This is a genomic window from Vibrio sp. 10N.222.54.E6 (assembly GCF_041473955.1).
Taxonomy (GTDB): domain Bacteria; phylum Pseudomonadota; class Gammaproteobacteria; order Enterobacterales; family Vibrionaceae; genus Vibrio; species Vibrio tasmaniensis_A.
The window spans coordinates 75,816-90,872 of sequence record NZ_JBFRTD010000008.1 but is presented as its reverse complement, the minus strand read 5'-3'; the positions used below and the strand labels follow the sequence as shown (position 1 = coordinate 90,872).

Genomic DNA, 15,057 nt, shown 5'->3' with positions numbered 1-15,057 from the left:
TCAGTCATCTTTTAGCATTTTTTTGATATTGTCCTCATTCTGGTGTGAGGATTGTATCTTTATTAACCCTTGATTAATCGCATGTTTACAAGCCTCTCTTATGTTACCCGTTGCAAGGCTTGCTGCGGGGGCATTGTCGATGGCTTTAAGGTAAACCCATTGGCTACTGCGTTCTTTGAGGCTGATTTCACGTGCCAGGTTGGTCGACATTAATAGTACATCGAGCAGCTCTTGGTCGTTAATCGCGGTATAAGCGCGTGGCAAGAACGGGTAGTCAGCGATGCCCATGCGGACGGTTCGATTAATGTTTCGCTCTGGTTCGAAGTGATTAATCCAAGATTGAATCTTTCTGAACATAGCCTCAGGCGATGTATCACGGTCAGCATTTGGTTCGATATAAAGCAAGTTTGCATCCGAGAAGTGGTAGACGCGCGCAGGACCTTCAAGCTTAGATTTAAGGAACTCGCCGAAAGCATCTTCGAGCTCTAAACCTGCTTTATAACCGTTCTGAGTGTACATATTGCGTAGGAACGGTAAATCTATCATCACAAAGCGTAAACGGTCGTTGAGTGGTTCATGAATCAACTCACCAAGTTGCCATTGTTCGAAGTTTTGGCTGGTTTGTTCTAGAGAATTTGATAGCTTCGCGTTCAGCATTCTTAGATTTGGAAGCTTTGAGCGTGAGTGTGTAAATAGGTCGGTACGCAGTGAATCCATTTCCGTGACTAAGGTTTGAATGATGTAGCCTCGGCGTAGCACAAAGAAGAACAAGACAATGCTGAACAAAAATAAGGCGAACGATATTTTCTGGAACTTATGGTGCTCAAGTTTGTATTTCTCTAATTCTTGTTCTTGACCTGCATAGTGGAGCGTTTGCTCGGCAAACTCTTTTTGTTGGCGGAATGCGTCTTCACCAACACGGTTGAGTTTTTGTTGTTCCAAAGAGACAAGGATATTGTATTGTTTGAGATTTGCTAGCGCTTGTTGTGGACGCCCTGCTTGCTCATAACCTAAAGAGAGCAAGTGGTAGGAGTGTTGCGACAGGCGCATGTTCTCTACCTGACGCGAAATCTTGAGCGCACGTGTCGCATGCTTAATTACATCTTCGCTTTCTTGTAGGTGGTATGCCAAACCTGCGGATAAGAGTGCAGCGCGGCCTTCCAATTTAGGAATGTCGGAATACTCCAGCAGTTCAAGAGCTCGTGCTAGGTATTGCTCGGCTAGAGGGTAGTTATAAAGTCGTAAGTAAGTCGCAGATAAACTTAGACGAATGTCAATGACTTGGTGGATGTCTCGGTCGGTACTCTCATGATCAAGGACATTGAAAAAGTGCACGAGGGCAAGGTTATATTTGCCTTGATTGAAGTACACATCCCCCATCTTTTTTAGTACTTGCGCTAATATGGGAGAGCTTTCAAAATTATCGTAAAAGTCAGCAGCTTGAGACAGGTGCTCTAGAGCTTTATCTAATACTTGGCGTTCAAAGAAAAGCTGTGCAAGTAGGCGGTTTACTTTGGCCAAGCGCGAACTCAGGTTACCTTCTACTGATTTCCAGTAGCCGTACAATAACTCAGATAGTGCATGGTTGTACTCTTTATGGGTAAGATAAAACTCGCCGACGGTGATGTGATAATCAATGACGACTTTTTCCGAGTGACGCTGTTCTAGGTAAGTTTTTGCTTCTTGATAGAGTTTTTCTGCTTCCCCTACGTTGTTGTTATAAGAGGAAATGTCGGCTTTCAACATGATTAAGCGATAGGTAATTCCTTCCGTCAGGCGTAAGGTTTTATTAACCGACTCTAAGCTTGTTTCTATTTTTTTTAGCTCTGATTCTGCTTGGGCAGATTTTCTGTCCGTAAGCCAAAGTAACCTAACTTTAAGTATTTCCAGATCTAACTTTAGATACTCAAGCTTATAGGTTTTTGCTAGCTCAGAGGCTTTGTCGATGTGCTGAATCGCAATACGAATGTTGCCTAGATTAAACTCTGCTTTCGCTAAGATCTTATACGCATCGATACTGCTGTTCGGGGTTCTAATCGAAGAGTCGGCCTCTTCACGAGAAATAGCTGACGGGCTCTTCTCGCGTTGATCTGAAAGGATACGTAGCGTTAGGTAGCTGTTGGCCATTCGTTTTGCTTGGCTCGGTTCTATCTCAACCAAGTTATTGGCTTCATTGAGGAGCGCCGACGAATAGACCGACGCATTAACCGATGTGCTTAAGCTTAAAATGAATAGACTAACAACGTATAACCAACGCATTTCAATGTCCCTTTAAAGATTTTGTAGGTTCAAATAAGTTTGGGCGGTTCACGCCGATTATTGGCGAGCCATACGCTTATTGTGGCTTGGTCTATCTTGCTCAGTTGAACGGTATGGATTGATATCCAGACCGCCACGACGCGTGTAACGTGCAAATACGGTTAGCTTCGATGGTGCACAGTATTTCATGATGTCAGTGAAGATACGCTCAACACATTGTTCGTGGAATTCGTTATGTTCGCGGAAAGAAACTAAATAGCGTAGCAGAGCTTCACGGTCAATTTGCTTTCCGGAATATGCGATCTCTACGCTGCCCCAATCCGGTTGATTGGTAATTAAGCAGTTTGACTTCAATAAGTGACTATGTAGAGTTTCTTCTACTTCTTGCTCGCCAGCAGCCCCTTCAAGCAGTGACGCTTCAAAATCATAGCTCGTGATTTGGATGTCTTGATTGTCGATACAGTCACCTTCCATCGTCACGATAGGTTGGTTGGTGTAATCGGTTACTGAATTTACATTCACAATCACAGATTCGCCTGCACATGCTGACAAATCTTGAGTTAGACGCTCAGTGACTTGATCCCAGTTTTCAAACTGAGTTTGGTTGTAGCTGTTTAGGTACAGCTTGAAAGATTTTGACTCAATCAAATTTTGGCTAGTTGCCGGAATGAACACTTCACCAACAGCCACTTGTGGTAAGCCATTGGTGTTTAGCCACGAAAGCTCGTACATCGTCCAAATATCATGACCAACAAAAGGTAACTCTCCGTTTAGCGCAAGATCATTACGATTAAGGCTACGAGGTACTGGTTGCAATAAACTTGCATCGTATTGGTTAGAGTACTCAGTTTTTTGGCCTAGGGTTAAACCCGCTAGCTCTTTTGCGTCAGAATATTTGCTCATACTTTCGTTTCAAATTCGATTAGAATGGGGTCGATTTTACTGAATCCCCATTATCCTGTCATTAAGTCATCGCTTAATCGGCACGGAAAGGGCTCGGATTCTATTTATTATTTTGTGTTTAGGAGATTTTCATGACTCAACGCGCTCAAGACGCACTACTTTCTTTCAGTCAGCGATACGTTGACGCGTGGCAGCAGCAACACCAAAGCTTACCTCGTAATGAGGAGTTAGTGGACATCGTATCGCCATGCGTAGAAGAAAAGAGTGGTGATGCCGTGTTGTGGAAACACTATCCACGTGAGCAATTCGCAGATTTCACCAATGTTGAAACGGGTATTGAGTTGACTCTGCATGAAGACGTCAAGACTTTCTACGGCGCACAATTTAGTGCGGATATGAACGCGACTTTTGATGGTAACGAACTGACTCTGTTACAGATTTGGAGTGATGAAGATTTCGAATGCCTACAAGAAAACATCTTAGGACACCTAGTGACTCAGCGTCGTTTGAAGCTAAAACCAACGGTTTTCATTGCCGCGACTGATGCTGAACTGGATGTTATCTCTATCTGTAACCTAACGGGTAACGTAATCCTAGAGCGCTTAGGCACCAAAAATCGTGATGTACTAGCCGAGACATTGGCAGAATTTTTAGAAAAGCTACAACCAGCGGTATAAATAGATGTACGTACTAGAACTTCAATTTGAGTGTTTTGATAACACAACGGTAAGCGCTGTCGATAAGGCGGTTAATGGCTTAATGGATGCACTTCGTTATAACGGACAAGTGTTAGGTCGTGAGTTTCCAATCGTGATGGGTGACGGTGAATTCTATGTTCGCGTTGTGTGTCCGGAGCAAGATAGCTTACACCCACGTAATCATTCAGACTTCGTCAAAGTCTGTTTCGAGCGCTTATCTGCGGCGAGTTTATTAGCGCCTAAGATGCGTCTGCTTGGCCGAGATCTTAACTCCGAAGAAGTAGCCGAAGATGAAACGCCGAGCTGGCAAGTGTTGTACACGACGTTCGTGCATACCTGTTCACCGCTGCGCAGTGGCGACAGCTTGTTGCCTATTCCACTATATCGTAACCCGCCGACATTTAATGGCGATCATAAAGCCGTACTGAAATGGCAGACCGAATGGCAAGCCTGTGATGAAGTGCAAATGGGTGGTGGTTGCCGTGCTGAACATGCAACGCTAACCGAGATCAGTGATACTAAGAGTGTGTTGTTTAAACGCGGTTGGGGTCTAAGAGGGCGCATTGAATTTCTGACTAAGATTCCAACTTACTACTACTTATATCGTGTCGGTGGGATCAGCCTGAAAGATGAAAAAGAGCGCAAATGCCCACAATGTGGTGGTGAATGGCTGTTAGATGCGCCAATCCACGATATTTTCTATTTCAAGTGTGATGATTGCCATCTGGTATCCAACATTTCTTGGGATCATCTTAAATAGACATCGTTCATTTTTTATGAGTTGGGCCTATGAACTTTAGAACCATTTAAATGGAACATGAGTTTATTGTTATAGGGTAATTTTTAATGCTAAAACTTTGAGAGCTTATTTTTATGAACAAAATTAAAATATTCAATATTTTTTTATCGTTATCTGTGGTTTTGCTCTTTGGTTGTTCTTTTTCAAAGTGGGAACAGATTAATTTGGATTCGGAAAATTTTGAGTCGTATGGTAACGAGAGTTCAGAGGTGGTTATCATTAACGCACAGGGTGGTGCTTTCCCTGATTTAGAACGAAACTTCCTTCGAGAAATGTTTTCTTGGTTAGATTTGGGTCGTTATATGCTATTGAACGTCCATCAAACTCAAACTAAGCCTGGTAGTGATTTTGAATCTAGAGAAATCACATTCGAGGACGCTAAAGAAGCGGATAAGCAAAGTGTTTTGTGGTTATCGGAAACCATTAACAAATTTAAAGATAGCGGCAAGCGTGTTTATGTCGTAGGTGCTTCATTTGGTGCGTTTATGGTTCAAGAGTCGCTAGCAACTCAAGGTAATGTTGCTGATGGTTATCTCTTGATGGTCGGACGGTTAGATATGCCAAGTGAAGTATGGACTGAGTTTGCAGGTGGACGCATGGTGGGGTTTGAAGATAACAATACTATAGTCGACTTTTCAGCGCAGGAAGCGGGAATGGGGGGGGATGGTCTTTACACCGATATCAACATGGCTAAACTATCTGCAGGGTTAGCATACAATCGTTATTCTGAGACCCTAAAAGGTCTCGATATGAGAAATGTTACATATGTTTACGCAGCGTCGGATGAGCAAGTTGGGGCATTGACGGAGGCTGAAACCTCATTTCTCAGAGAGCATGGTGCTAAGGTCATAATAAAAGATACTGATCATGTAGAAACAGCTCTTTCAATAAAACCCATACTACAGGCGATGATAGAAGAATAAGTTAAAAAAAAGCTGATACAGAAGGTATCAGCTTTTTTTGTATTACACGTTAATTATCAGCCTTAATTTACCAACCTTTAACTACGCCACCTTGGAAGATGTCAGAAGCTGCGTTGTACACTTCTTCAGTTTGATATGCTTTAACGAAGTTTTGTACGTTTTCTGCATTTAGGTTGTCTTCACGAGAAACGATTAGGTTCACGTATGGAGAATCTTTGTCTTCAACGAATACGCCATCTTTTTGTGGAGTCAGGTTGATAGAGCTCGCGTAAGTAGTGTTGATGATAGATAAAGTTACATCATCAAGAGAACGTGGCAGTTGAGCTGCGTCTAGTTCAACAATCGTTAGGTTCTTAGGGTTACCAACGATGTCACGAACGGTAGCTAGAAGACCTGCACCTTCACGAAGTTCAAGTAAACCTTGCTGCTCAAGAAGCAGTAGAGAACGACCTAGGTTTGTTGGGTCGTTTGGTACAGCGATACGAGCACCATCTTGGATTTCGTCTACCGATTTAACTTCTTTAGAGTAACCTGCAATAGGGTAAACAAAAGTGTTACCTGCGACCGTTAGCTTGTAACCACGGTCAGCAACTTGCTGATCTAGGTACGGCGTGTGTTGGAATGCATTGATGTCGATAGAACCATCATCTAGCGCTGCGTTAGGTGTTACATAATCCGTAAAAGTGACCAGTTCAACATCCAGGCCGTATTGCTCTTTCGCGACTTTAGCTGCTACTTCAGCAACTTGTGCTTCTGCACCTGCCATTACGCCAACTTTGATCTTAGAAGTATCGACTTCTTTATCACCACAACCTGCTAGTACTAGCGCTGAAGCTGCTGCTGCAATAGTAAGTAAACCTTTAAGGTTAAATTTCATAATAATCTCCTTTTAATAAATCTATTTAATTTGGTTCAGACGACTTTGATTTTGGTCTGTAAGTCGTTATCTGTGGTCAACGCGGCGAACTAATGAATCACCGATTGATTGAATAATTTGTACTAGCACAATCAACATGACGACTGTTACTGCCATAATGGTCACATCGTAGCGGTGAAATCCGTAACGAATCGCGACATCACCTAGGCCACCACCACCCACAGTTCCAGCCATTGCCGAGTAACTCACAAGAGTCACTAGCGTAATCGTCACTGAGTTGATGATAGTCGGCAGTGCTTCAGGAAGCAGAACCTTATTGATGATTTGTGTGGGTGTTGCGCCCATTGACTGAGCTGCTTCCACTAGACCTGTTGGTACTTCAAGTAGTGCACTCTCGATAAGTCGAGCTACGAATGGGATAGCACCAATCGTCAGCGGAACAATCGCTGCGGTTGTTCCGATGAAGGTACCAATCAGCATCTTAGTGAGAGGGATGATCGCTACCATCAATACTAAGAAAGGCACAGAACGGCCCACGTTCACAACCGCACCAAGAATTTTGTTTAGCTTGGTGTTCTCTAACAGGCCACCTTTTTTAGTCGTGTGTAGAATAACGCCTAATGGAATACCGACAGCGAAACCAACGATGCCAGCAACAGCAACCATGTAAAGTGTCTCGCCTGTTGCTTCCAATAGAAGGTTGCCGTTAAGGCTGATCCAGTCAGCAATCTCGTTGAAACTAAAGGACATAACCAAGCACCTCTACTTTTACATTGTTGTCGCGTAGGAATTGGATAGCAGCATTATCATCGGCTTCGTTACCGAACAGCTCAGCGACCATCATGCCGAACTTCACGCCGCCGGCGTAATCGAGGTCAGAGCTTAAGATGCTGACATCGATATTGAATTTACGAGCAATTTGCGTCATCAGCGGAGCATCAACCGTTGCACCAGTAAACTCAAGACGTACTAATGGGTAGCTACTGTTAACACGAGTTTCTTGAAAACGCGCTTGATAATCTTCAGGGATAGATAGGTCTAGCGTTGAGCGAATAAACTGATGTGCTAGCTCTGTCTTAGGGTGTGCGAATATGTCGCCAACTGTACCTTTCTCTACTAGCTCGCCACCGCCAATGATTGCGACTTCGTGACAAATGCTCTTAACTACGTCCATCTCGTGCGTAATAAGTAGGATCGTGATGTGTAGCTTGCGGTTGATTTCACGTAGCAGCTCAAGAATAGATTGAGTCGTTGCTGGATCCAGAGCACTGGTCGCTTCATCACACAGTAGTACTTTCGGGTCTGAAGCTAGCGCACGAGCAATCGCGACACGCTGCTTTTGACCACCACTTAAGTTCGCAGGGTAGGTATCACGCTTATCCGATAGGCCGACAAGCTCAAGTAGTTCACTCACTTTCGCTTCAATCGCAGCTTTATCTTTACCAGCAAGCTCTAAAGGCAGTGCTACATTGTTAAATACAGTACGAGAAGACAGCAGATTGAAGTGTTGGAATATCATGCCGATGTTACGGCGTGCTTCGCTAAGTTCTGATTTGCTGAGTTTTGTCAGGTCGATACCGTCAACAATCACTTCACCTGATGTTGGAGCTTCCAACATGTTTACACAACGGATAAGGGTACTTTTGCCTGCACCTGAAGAGCCGATGACTCCAAAGATTTGACCTTGAGGTATGTGGAGGTTGATATCAATTAAGGCATTGATTTCTTTAGTGCCTTGATAAAAAACCTTATTGACTTGATTCACTTTAATCATAGAGAAACCCGTGCAGGTGGAACAGAATAATATGTCGATAGCTCGCTCGATTTACAGACGATGCTATGGTGTTCTATGATCTAAGTCAATAGATATTTTTACGTCTAGACGGCTAAACGTCGATTGTGTTGCTAAGGTAGAAACAAATCGTTAACGAACGCAAAACTAAATAGATAGTGATGAAGCAAATAAAGCGTGTAATAATTAATGATTAATAGAGAGTTGATAGAGAACTAAATTTTGTCTAAACCTGCTGTTTTTATAGATCGTGATGGTGTGATTAACGTTGATCATGGCTACGTACATGATGAGCATGACTTTGAATACATCGATGGTGTGTTTGAAGCGGCAAAAGCGTTTAAAGATATGGGCTATTTATTGGTACTTGTGACCAACCAATCTGGTATTGCTCGTGGCAAGTTTAGCGAAGATCGTTTTCTTTCTTTGACGCAGTGGATGGATTGGAACTTTGTCGATAATGGCGTTGAGTTAGATGGTATCTATTACTGTCCTCATCACCCTGAACACGGCATTGGCGACTACAAGCAAGATTGTGAATGTCGTAAGCCTAAACCTGGTATGTTCATTTCTGCGCGTGACTTTCTCAAAATTGATATGGCTAACTCTGTCATGATTGGCGATAAAGCTGAAGACATGATGGCCGCAGAAGCCGCTGGTGTTGGTACCAGAGTATTGGTGAGAACCGGTAAACCCGTGACTGAAAAGGGTGAGGCACTTGCCAGTGTCGTGCTAGATAGCATTAAAGATGTACCAGCTTTCCTGAAAGGCTGATACATTTTCCTACCGTTAACAGGCTTACTTATTACGTGGGTTCTAACCAGTCAACTGGGGTGCTAACCTATCAATAAGATATCAGCGCCGTTAACTATATAAAGATGAGGAACGCAGTATGAAAGCATTGTTGGCAGCATCTCTATGTACGGTAGCGTTAGTCGGGTGTTCTAAATCCGCGGCGCTTGATGGTGCAGTCTCGGACGATCAATTCGTGACTTATCAATGTGAGTCTGACGCTTCATTTAAGGTCGCTTACCTTGGTAATGAAAAAGCGGTATTACGTTTGCCAGAGAATGAATATCGCCTAACTCAAATAGCGGCAGGTTCAGGAACGAAGTACATCTTAGATGATGGAACCTCTGAACTGATCAATAGCGTCACTTTACGCACTAAAGGTGACAACGCACGTCTAGAATTTGGTCGTGTCGTCTATAAAAACTGCCGAAAGTAGGTCATAGTTATCTACTAGGATTTACAAACAGTTAAGTGAGGGAGTTCGCCCTCACTTTTTCTTTCTCTTCCCTTTAACGTCAGACTTTTTATGAGCAAAAAACTCACTATTCTCGATATTGCTAAGCTGTCCGGTGTTGGTAAGTCTACCGTATCTCGCGTTCTGACCAATGATCCCAAAGTAAAACCTGAAACCCGTGAAAGGGTGGAAAGAGTAATTCAAGAATCTGGGTACACGCCTTCGAAGTCTGCGCAGTCGATGCGTGGTGGCAGTCAAAAAGTCATCGGTGTCATCATCTCTCGTCTGGACTCTCCTTCTGAAAACAAAGCGGTAAGTACGATGCTGGCCGAGTTGTATCGAGCGGATTATGATGTGGTGATCATGGAAAGCCAGCTAGATAGAGAAAAAGCCAATGAGCACCTTCAGGTTCTCAAGCGCCGCAATGTAGATGGCATCATTGTGTTTGGCTTTACTGACTGTGATATTCCTGCAATCGAAGCTTGGGAACACAAAGCGGTGGTGATTGCTCTGGATACCGAGAACGTGACGTCGATTAACTATGATAACCAACAGGTGATCAATAGTGCGTTAACGCATCTAGCAGAGCAGGAAATCTCTGAGGTTGGTTTCATTGGCGTTGATCCTAGCGACAAATCAACCGGTGAACTGCGTCTTAAGGCCTATCTAGATTGGTGTGAAAGCGCTGGAGTGATTGCCAACTATCGTACTGGTCAACTTCATCATGAAAGTGCTTATCAGCTGGTGGATGAGGTACTGACTCCTACAACTCAAGCGATTGTGTGTGCCAGTGACACATTGGCTCTTGGTGTAATCAAACGTCTGCAAGAACTACAACGTGAAGATGTGGTGGTGACCGGTGTTGGTGGCAATGATCTTCTCTCTTTCTTGTTCCCGCGAGTATTTAGTATTGATCCTGGGTATCAATCTGCGGGTAAGTTGGCCGCTAATTTATTGATCTCTCAGCTTTTAGGTAATGCAGAGATCTCTCATCACACTCAATCACCTATTCTATAATCCACTCAATCAAGCGAAATTGAACCGCTTAGATTAAAATTAGAGTGTGATCTCTTTCAATTAATGGGACTGTTCCCATTTTAATTTATCATTCATGTGGGCATTATAATAATCGTGATTGGGAATGTTCCCATAAGTCTAAATCCGAGTGGTTATCGCTGCATGGTTTAGATGAGTAATTGAATGAAACCAGGGTGGGGTAGTATGAGTAAGATAGCGAAGCAAGACGTTGCGCGTCTTATCGAGTTAGTCGGTGGCAAAGAGAATATTGCGAGTGTCAGCCATTGTCTGACTCGACTGCGTTTTGTATTGAATGATACGGAACAAGCGAACAAAGCAGAATTGGAGAAGCTTAAGCTGGTAAAAGGCTGCTTTACTAACGCAGGTCAATTTCAAGTGGTTATTGGCACCGAGGTTGATGAGGTGTACGCCCTTCTTATTGAGCAAACCGGTAAAGATGCATCATCAAAAGATGAGGCGAAACTAGCGGCTCGCCAGAACATGAACTTCCTTGAGCGTGGTATCTCCCATTTAGCCGAAATTTTCGTACCACTGCTACCTGCCATTATTACGGGTGGTTTGATTCTTGGTTTCCGTAATGTGATTGGCGACATTCGCATGTTCGACGGCAAAACCTTGGTTGAGATAAGCCAATTCTGGGCTACCGTTCATTCTTTCTTGTGGTTGATTGGCGAAGCGATCTTCTTCTTCCTACCGGTTGGTGTGTGTTGGGCAACGGTTAAGAAACTCGGCGGAACCCCTATTTTGGGTATCACGCTCGGTGTGACCTTGGTTTCCCCACAATTGATGAACGCTTACATGATAGGTAAATCGGTACCTGAGGTGTGGGACTTTGGTTTGTTCGTGATTGAGAAAGTCGGTTATCAAGCTCAGGTGATCCCTGCGATGTTAGCGGGCGTGGCTCTGGCTTTCATTGAGACCAACCTTAAGCGCATTGTACCCTCTTATCTGTACCTAGTTGTCGTGCCATTTGTCTCGATCATCTTGTCTGTGATTCTGGCTCACGCCTTTATTGGCCCATTCGGTCGTATGTTGGGTGATGGTGTGGCATTCACTGCCAAAGTGGCAATGACAGGTGACTTCGCGGTTCTTGGTTCAGTGGTCTTTGGCTTCCTATACGCACCTTTGGTTATTACGGGTATTCACCACACAACCAACGCTGTGGACTTACAACTGATGCAAGACTTAGGTGGCACACCAATCTGGCCTTTGATTGCGCTATCAAACATTGCACAAGCTTCAGCGGTTGTCGGCATCATCATTTTGAGTAAGCGCGAAGGCGAACGAGACATCTCGGTACCTGCGGCAATCTCTGCGTACTTAGGTGTGACGGAACCAGCGATGTACGGCATCAACCTTAAATACAAATTCCCAATGCTGAGCGCAATGATCGGCAGTGCCGCAGCGGCTGCAATCTGTGGTAGTGCAGGTGTGATGGCGAATGGTATCGGTGTTGGTGGCTTGCCGGGCATCTTATCGATTCAACCTCAATATTGGTCGATTTACTTAGTCGCGATGCTGGTGGCGGTTGTACTGCCGATAACGCTGACATTGTTCTTCTATAAACGAGCACAGATGAAAGGCGAGCTAGAAACCGCCAACGCGTAATGCATTTAACAAGCGATGATTCAATTGAGTCATCGCTTTTCTCTTAGTTATAGCTTTTTCTCTCAGTTATAACGGCTATTCGACCATGATTTGCATGGTGATTTTTATTTTATATTTTCTGGTAAGTGAGTGTTAGAGATGGCGATGACTGAACATGATGAAAGCTGGTGGAAAACCGCGACCATCTATCAAATCTACCCAAAGAGCTTCTGCGACAGTGGCAGTAAGGGTACTGGCGATATCAAAGGGATCATTTCGAAACTGGATTACCTCAAACATTTGAGTGTAGATGCGATTTGGCTAACCCCAGTTTACGCGTCACCCATGATCGACAATGGTTACGATATCTCAGACTACTACGCGATTAACCCTCAATTCGGCACTATGGAAGACTTCGACTTATTATTGTCTGAAGCGCACCAACGTGGCATTCGCATCGTGATGGATATTGTGGTCAACCATACTTCAACAGAGCATGCATGGTTTCAGTCTGCACTGGGTGACAAAAACAGCCCATACCGTGATTATTACATCTGGAAAGACCCAGTAAACGGTCAAGCACCAACCAACTGGCAGTCTAAGTTCGGTGGTAATGCATGGGAAATGGATGAAGCCACTGGTCAGTATTTCTTACATCTATTTGCGAAAGAACAGGCCGACCTCAACTGGGAGACCCCGGTTGTACGCGAAGAAGTAAAAGACGTTATCAGCTTCTGGGCAGAGAAGGGCGTCGATGGTTTCCGCCTTGATGTCATTAATCTGATTTCAAAGCAGCAAGATTTCTCTAATGATGATATTGGTGATGGTCGTCGTTTCTATACCGATGGCCCACGTGTGCACGAATATCTAAAAGAGATCAGCGAAGCGGTATTCCAGAAATATGGTAGCGTGACCGTAGGTGAGATGTCTTCAACCACGTTGGAGCATTGTCAGCAGTATTCAAACGTTGATAACAGCGAGCTATCGATGGTGTTTAACTTCCACCACCTTAAGGTCGATTACTCCAATGGTGAGAAATGGACCAACGCTCCCTTCGATTTCTTACAGCTCAAGTCGATCTTTAACCACTGGCAAACTGGCTTGAACGGAAAAGGTTGGGGCGCACTATTCTGGTGTAACCACGACCAACCAAGAGTCGTGAGCCGCTTAGGTAACGATCAACAATATCGTGTTGAATCGGCTAAAATGTTGGCTGCTTCTGTGCATATGATGCAAGGCACACCTTATATCTATCAAGGTGAAGAGATTGGCATGACTAACCCGGGTTACACCGAGATCAGCCAGTATCGTGATGTAGAGAGTACCAATATGTACGATATCATGGTTAACCGTGACAGTGTTACTCATGAAGATATGATGGCGATTTTAGCGCAGAAATCTCGTGATAACTCTCGTACACCAATGCAATGGAACAGTGAGCCTTACGCTGGCTTTTCGCTATCACAGCCATGGTTAGATGTTTCGAATAACTACACTGAGATCAATGCTGAGCAAGCGCTTGAAGATAAAGACTCGGTCTTCTATTTCTATAAGAGTTTGATTGAATTGCGTAAAGAAGTGCCGGTGATTACTCATGGTAGCTATCAAGACCTACTGCCTGAGCATCCATCCATTTTTGCGTATGTTCGTGAGAGTGAAGAACAAACTCTGCTGTGCATTAACAACTACTATGGTAAAGAGGCTGAATGCGTTTTACCTGAACGTTTTGAGATGGCGAAGGCTAAGAGCTTGTTGTCTAATTATCAAGTGAGCGAGAGTTTAGTGGCGTCTCATCATCAAGTTTTGCGACCTTACGAGACTCGCATTCTCTTGATCGAAGGTTAGCCTTGTTTTTATTTCAATCGGCTTGATTCTTATTCCCCTTAAAGGATTCGGCTGTTAAAAGGCTTTGGAGTGCTCCCCAAAGCCTTTTTTATTGTTTGCGGTTTCGCGGTCAAGTTTAGGTTTAGTGAATCTAAGTCAAGGCTAGCTAATTGAGGTCAGTATCGCTGCTGATTCTTCAATAGTAGATTGCTCTACAGACATCAATTCAATATGTTCAATTAAGCCGATACTTGGGTTGAACCAGCGCTCTGATGATGTGCCAAATTCTGCGGAATCCATGCCTTCACAGTTGATGTTGTAGGTGTTTTTCTCTGTTAGGTTCGCAGCTTCGATTAATTTATCAGAGATCTTGAAACTCTTACGTACACCTGTTTCTTCAATCTGTTGTTGCCATGTGACTCGGCACGAGGCGTCAGTTGGAAGGCTTGCTACCCACGAGTGATCTTCAAAGTCATTCAGCATGTTAGCGACTGCTTCGCCATCTAACGTGACTTGTAACGAAACGGTTTCCTCACTGATATCAATGATCGGGTTGCTCTCTTTTACGTCTGTTCCTTTCAAACGGAACATTGGGCTGCTGTACATCATTCTTGTGATGTATTGGCTACCAATGAAGTAAGCGTTGGTGATTTCGTGTAACCCACGGTCGGGGCCTGCAAAATAAATGCTGCCGTCTTCTTGTGTACCTTCAGCATTCGTCATGATGTCTTCAGAAACATAAAATTCGGTGATGCCGTAATTGATTAGGTCGTTGATAACTTGAACTACCGCTTCATTACCTGTCTCTTCTTTTAAACCAGCAATGATGAGTTCACCGCTTACAGGTGTGAAGCTCATTATCATCACGCCTTCAGTCTGACCATCTTTGGTAAATGAGTAGCCTAATGTTGTTTCTGATTTAGGGGCAAATGCAGAGCTCTCAATAGGGTAATCAACCTGATTGTTTGGACCTTTGTTACCATCTGTTGAACCAGAAGAAGAGCCGCCTCCGCCGCCACAACCATAGAGAGCAAAGAGAGAGGTTGCTAGCAGCGTCATTGTTTTTTTCATGTTGAACATTCCTAAAGTTGGAAGCCCTTGGTGGGCCCGA

14 protein-coding genes are annotated in these 15,057 nt (G+C 44.0%); 8 read left to right on the top strand and 6 right to left on the bottom strand.

Annotated elements, in window-relative coordinates; all coding sequences use genetic code 11:
- Both AB4513_RS03320 and queF read right to left on the bottom strand, forming a co-directional pair.
- A complete protein-coding gene (locus AB4513_RS03320) occupies window positions 1-2,259 on the bottom strand; it encodes a lipopolysaccharide assembly protein LapB (protein ID WP_009847455.1) in 2,259 nt (752 codons plus the stop codon).
- Between the two features lie 57 nt (window positions 2,260-2,316).
- Window positions 2,317-3,162 carry an NADPH-dependent 7-cyano-7-deazaguanine reductase QueF gene (queF, locus tag AB4513_RS03315; RefSeq protein ID WP_009847454.1) on the bottom strand — a complete coding sequence of 282 codons (846 nt, stop codon included), beginning with the start codon at window positions 3,160-3,162 and terminating at the stop codon, window positions 2,317-2,319.
- A 131-nt stretch (window positions 3,163-3,293) separates the two neighbouring features.
- On the opposite strand from queF, the gene syd reads away from it, so the two are divergent.
- The 3 genes from syd (at window position 3,294) to AB4513_RS03300 (ending at window position 5,582) form a co-directional block, all read left to right on the top strand.
- Window positions 3,294-3,839 (top strand): SecY-interacting protein, encoded by a 546-nt coding sequence (gene syd, locus AB4513_RS03310; protein WP_009847453.1) that lies wholly within the window; start codon window positions 3,294-3,296, stop codon window positions 3,837-3,839.
- A 4-nt stretch (window positions 3,840-3,843) separates the two neighbouring features.
- Entirely contained in the window at window positions 3,844-4,620 is a 777-nt protein-coding gene (locus AB4513_RS03305) for a Zn-ribbon-containing protein (RefSeq protein ID WP_009847452.1), read from the top strand.
- Between the two features lie 113 nt (window positions 4,621-4,733).
- Window positions 4,734-5,582 (top strand): hypothetical protein, encoded by an 849-nt coding sequence (locus AB4513_RS03300; RefSeq protein WP_012604629.1) that lies wholly within the window; start codon window positions 4,734-4,736, stop codon window positions 5,580-5,582.
- Between the two features lie 67 nt (window positions 5,583-5,649).
- Here the strand turns inward: AB4513_RS03300 and AB4513_RS03295 are convergent, their stop codons facing one another.
- From AB4513_RS03295 to metN, 3 genes are all read right to left on the bottom strand, one after another.
- Entirely contained in the window at window positions 5,650-6,459 is an 810-nt protein-coding gene (locus AB4513_RS03295) for a MetQ/NlpA family lipoprotein (RefSeq protein ID WP_009847450.1), read from the bottom strand.
- 66 nt (window positions 6,460-6,525) lie between these two features.
- Window positions 6,526-7,209: a methionine ABC transporter permease gene (locus tag AB4513_RS03290; protein ID WP_009847449.1), complete on the bottom strand. Its 684-nt coding sequence runs from the start codon at window positions 7,207-7,209 to the stop codon at window positions 6,526-6,528.
- Window positions 7,199-8,233: a methionine ABC transporter ATP-binding protein MetN gene (gene metN / locus AB4513_RS03285; protein ID WP_009847448.1), complete on the bottom strand. Its 1,035-nt coding sequence runs from the start codon at window positions 8,231-8,233 to the stop codon at window positions 7,199-7,201. Before metN ends, AB4513_RS03290 begins: the two co-directional genes overlap by 11 nt.
- Before the next feature lie 240 nt (window positions 8,234-8,473).
- Here metN and gmhB point away from each other — a divergent pair, with 240 nt between their 5' ends.
- The 5 genes from gmhB to treC all read left to right on the top strand — a co-directional run bounded on the left by gmhB (window position 8,474) and on the right by treC (window position 13,967).
- The gene (gene gmhB / locus AB4513_RS03280; RefSeq protein ID WP_009847447.1) at window positions 8,474-9,025 is read left to right on the top strand and encodes a D-glycero-beta-D-manno-heptose 1,7-bisphosphate 7-phosphatase; all 552 of its coding nucleotides are present in this window, start codon (window positions 8,474-8,476) and stop codon (window positions 9,023-9,025) included.
- A gap of 118 nt (window positions 9,026-9,143) precedes the next feature.
- Entirely contained in the window at window positions 9,144-9,479 is a 336-nt protein-coding gene (locus AB4513_RS03275; RefSeq protein ID WP_009847446.1) for an MliC family protein, read from the top strand.
- A 90-nt stretch (window positions 9,480-9,569) separates the two neighbouring features.
- Window positions 9,570-10,514, top strand: a complete 945-nt coding sequence (gene treR / locus AB4513_RS03270) for a trehalose operon repressor TreR (RefSeq protein ID WP_009847445.1) — start codon at window positions 9,570-9,572, stop codon at window positions 10,512-10,514.
- A 204-nt stretch (window positions 10,515-10,718) separates the two neighbouring features.
- Window positions 10,719-12,143 (top strand): PTS trehalose transporter subunit IIBC, encoded by a 1,425-nt coding sequence (treB, locus tag AB4513_RS03265; protein ID WP_009847444.1) that lies wholly within the window; start codon window positions 10,719-10,721, stop codon window positions 12,141-12,143.
- Between the two features lie 138 nt (window positions 12,144-12,281).
- Window positions 12,282-13,967 carry an alpha,alpha-phosphotrehalase gene (gene treC / locus AB4513_RS03260; RefSeq protein ID WP_009847443.1) on the top strand — a complete coding sequence of 562 codons (1,686 nt, stop codon included), beginning with the start codon at window positions 12,282-12,284 and terminating at the stop codon, window positions 13,965-13,967.
- Window positions 13,968-14,108: 141 nt separating this feature from the next.
- On the opposite strand, the gene AB4513_RS03255 is transcribed toward treC, so the two are convergent.
- On the bottom strand, window positions 14,109-15,017 hold the full coding sequence (locus tag AB4513_RS03255; protein ID WP_009847442.1) for a hypothetical protein: 909 nt from the start codon (window positions 15,015-15,017) through the stop codon (window positions 14,109-14,111).
- Between the last annotated feature and the right edge of the window lie 40 nt (window positions 15,018-15,057).

What these genes read in the sequence shown, in the direction of transcription:
- AB4513_RS03290 (WP_009847449.1), bottom strand. Translation starts at nt 7,209, where the DNA reads ATGTCCTTTAGTTTCAACGAGATTGCTGACTGGATCAGCCTTAACGGC.
- AB4513_RS03305 (WP_009847452.1), top strand. Translation starts at nt 3,844, where the DNA reads ATGTACGTACTAGAACTTCAATTTGAGTGTTTTGATAACACAACGGTA.
- AB4513_RS03275 (WP_009847446.1), top strand. Translation starts at nt 9,144, where the DNA reads ATGAAAGCATTGTTGGCAGCATCTCTATGTACGGTAGCGTTAGTCGGG.
- AB4513_RS03295 (WP_009847450.1), bottom strand. Translation starts at nt 6,459, where the DNA reads ATGAAATTTAACCTTAAAGGTTTACTTACTATTGCAGCAGCAGCTTCA.
- AB4513_RS03255 (WP_009847442.1), bottom strand. Translation starts at nt 15,017, where the DNA reads ATGAAAAAAACAATGACGCTGCTAGCAACCTCTCTCTTTGCTCTCTAT.
- metN (WP_009847448.1), bottom strand. Translation starts at nt 8,233, where the DNA reads ATGATTAAAGTGAATCAAGTCAATAAGGTTTTTTATCAAGGCACTAAA.
- AB4513_RS03300 (WP_012604629.1), top strand. Translation starts at nt 4,734, where the DNA reads ATGAACAAAATTAAAATATTCAATATTTTTTTATCGTTATCTGTGGTT.
- treR (WP_009847445.1), top strand. Translation starts at nt 9,570, where the DNA reads ATGAGCAAAAAACTCACTATTCTCGATATTGCTAAGCTGTCCGGTGTT.
- AB4513_RS03320 (WP_009847455.1), bottom strand. Translation starts at nt 2,259, where the DNA reads ATGCGTTGGTTATACGTTGTTAGTCTATTCATTTTAAGCTTAAGCACA.
- queF (WP_009847454.1), bottom strand. Translation starts at nt 3,162, where the DNA reads ATGAGCAAATATTCTGACGCAAAAGAGCTAGCGGGTTTAACCCTAGGC.
- treC (WP_009847443.1), top strand. Translation starts at nt 12,282, where the DNA reads ATGGCGATGACTGAACATGATGAAAGCTGGTGGAAAACCGCGACCATC.
- syd (WP_009847453.1), top strand. Translation starts at nt 3,294, where the DNA reads ATGACTCAACGCGCTCAAGACGCACTACTTTCTTTCAGTCAGCGATAC.
- treB (WP_009847444.1), top strand. Translation starts at nt 10,719, where the DNA reads ATGAGTAAGATAGCGAAGCAAGACGTTGCGCGTCTTATCGAGTTAGTC.